The following is a 2,714-nucleotide window of genomic DNA, read 5'->3' as shown; positions in this document are numbered from 1 at the left end:
GGGGGGACCATCCTCCAAGGCTAAATACTCCTGACTGACCGATAGTGAACCAGTACCGTGAGGGAAAGGCGAAAAGAACCCCGGCGAGGGGAGTGAAACAGAACCTGAAACCGTGTACGTACAAGCAGTGGGAGCCTACTAGTTGGGTGACTGCGTACCTTTTGTATAATGGGTCAGCGACTTATATTCTGTAGCAAGGTTAACCGTATAGGGGAGCCGCAGGGAAACCGAGTCTTAACCGGGCGTTAAGTTGCAGGGTATAGACCCGAAACCCGGTGATCTAGCCATGGGCAGGTTGAAGGTTGGGTAACACTAACTGGAGGACCGAACCGACTAATGTTGAAAAATTAGCGGATGACCTGTGGCTGGGGGTGAAAGGCCAATCAAACCGGGAGATAGCTGGTTCTCCCCGAAAGCTATTTAGGTAGCGCCTCGTGAATTCATCTCCGGGGGTAGAGCACTGTTTCGGCTAGGGGGCCATCCCGGCTTACCAACCCGATGCAAACTGCGAATACCGGAGAATGTTATCACGGGAGACACACGGCGGGTGCTAACGTCCGTCGTGAAGAGGGAAACAACCCAGACCGCCAGCTAAGGTCCCAAAGTCATGGTTAAGTGGGAAACGATGTGGGAAGGCCCAGACAGCCAGGATGTTGGCTTAGAAGCAGCCATCATTTAAAGAAAGCGTAATAGCTCACTGGTCGAGTCGGCCTGCGCGGAAGATGTAACGGGGCTAAACCATGCACCGAAGCTGCGGCAGCAACACTGTGTGTTGTTGGGTAGGGGAGCGTTCTGTAAGCCGTCGAAGGTGTGCTGTGAGGCATGCTGGAGGTATCAGAAGTGCGAATGCTGACATAAGTAACGATAAAGCGGGTGAAAAACCCGCTCGCCGGAAGACCAAGGGTTCCTGTCCAACGTTAATCGGGGCAGGGTGAGTCGACCCCTAAGGCGAGGCCGAAAGGCGTAGTCGATGGGAAACGGGTTAATATTCCCGTACTCGGTGTTACTGCGAAGGGGGGACGGAGAAGGCTATGTTGGCCGGGCGACGGTTGTCCCGGTTTAAGCGTGTAGGCTGACTTTCCAGGCAAATCCGGAAGGTCAAGGCTGAGGCGTGACGACGAGGCACCACGGTGCTGAAGCAACAAATGCCCTGCTTCCAGGAAAAGCCTCTAAGCATCAGGTAACAACGAATCGTACCCCAAACCGACACAGGTGGTCAGGTAGAGAATACCCAGGCGCTTGAGAGAACTCGGGTGAAGGAACTAGGCAAAATGGTGCCGTAACTTCGGGAGAAGGCACGCTGGCACGTAGGTGGAGGGACTTGCTCCCCGAGCCGAAGCCAGTCGAAGATACCAGCTGGCTGCAACTGTTTATTAAAAACACAGCACTGTGCAAACACGAAAGTGGACGTATACGGTGTGACGCCTGCCCGGTGCCGGAAGGTTAATTGATGGGGTTAAGGGCAACCTGAAGCTCCTGATCGAAGCCCCGGTAAACGGCGGCCGTAACTATAACGGTCCTAAGGTAGCGAAATTCCTTGTCGGGTAAGTTCCGACCTGCACGAATGGCGTAATGATGGCCAGGCTGTCTCCACCCGAGACTCAGTGAAATTGAACTCGCTGTGAAGATGCAGTGTACCCGCGGCAAGACGGAAAGACCCCGTGAACCTTTACTACAGCTTGACACTGAACATTGAGCCTTGATGTGCAGGATAGGTGGGAGGCAGTGAAGTGCGGACGCCAGTTCGCACGGAGCCATCCTTGAAATACCACCCTTTAATGTTTGATGTTCTAACCTGGCGCCGTGATCCGGCGTGGGGACAGTGTCTGGTGGGTAGTTTGACTGGGGCGGTCTCCTCCCAAAGTGTAACGGAGGAGTACGAAGGTCAGCTAATCACGGTCGGACATCGTGAGGTTAGTGCAATGGCATAAGCTGGCTTGACTGCGAGAGTGACGGTTCGAGCAGGTGCGAAAGCAGGTCATAGTGATCCGGTGGTTCTGAATGGAAGGGCCATCGCTCAACGGATAAAAGGTACTCCGGGGATAACAGGCTGATACCGCCCAAGAGTTCATATCGACGGCGGTGTTTGGCACCTCGATGTCGGCTCATCACATCCTGGGGCTGAAGTAGGTCCCAAGGGTATGGCTGTTCGCCATTTAAAGTGGTACGCGAGCTGGGTTTAGAACGTCGTGAGACAGTTCGGTCCCTATCTGCCGTGGGCGCTGGAAGACTGAGAGGGGTTGCTCCTAGTACGAGAGGACCGGAGTGAACGCACCGCTGGTGTTCGGGTTGTCATGCCAATGGCACTGCCCGGTAGCTAAGTGCGGAAGAGATAAGTGCTGAAAGCATCTAAGCACGAAACTTGCCTCGAGATGAGTCTTCCCTGAGGCCTTTGAGCCTCCTGAAGGGACGTTGAAGACGACGACGTTGATAGGCCGGGTGTGTAAGCGCAGCGATGCGTTGAGCTAACCGGTACTAATGACCCGTGAGGCTTAACCTTACAACGCCGGAAGCGTTTTGAGAAGTGAGAGTATTTTCAGCTTTGTTGACGGATAATCACGCGTGGCCGCAGGGCGGCGGGTGAGTACAGAATTTGCCTGGCGGCGAGAGCGCGGTGGTCCCACCTGACCCCATGCCGAACTCAGAAGTGAAACGCCGCAGCGCCGATGGTAGTGTGGGGCTTCCCCATGCGAGAGTAGGGAACTGCCAGGCAT

General features: G+C 54.9%; 2 rRNA genes. Both read left to right on the top strand.

Annotated elements, in window-relative coordinates:
• Positions 1–2,500 (top strand): 23S ribosomal RNA (locus tag COO59_RS20325); the annotation flags it as partial.
• Between the two features lie 96 nt (positions 2,501–2,596).
• Positions 2,597–2,712: ribosomal RNA gene (gene rrf / locus COO59_RS20320) — 5S ribosomal RNA — on the top strand.
• Positions 2,713–2,714 lie beyond the last annotated feature (2 nt).

Source organism: Mixta theicola (genome assembly GCF_002895925.1).
GTDB classification, from domain to species: Bacteria; Pseudomonadota; Gammaproteobacteria; order Enterobacterales; family Enterobacteriaceae; genus Mixta; species Mixta theicola.
Note: the sequence above shows the minus strand (reverse complement) of the source record. Positions and strands in the feature narration are given on the sequence as shown.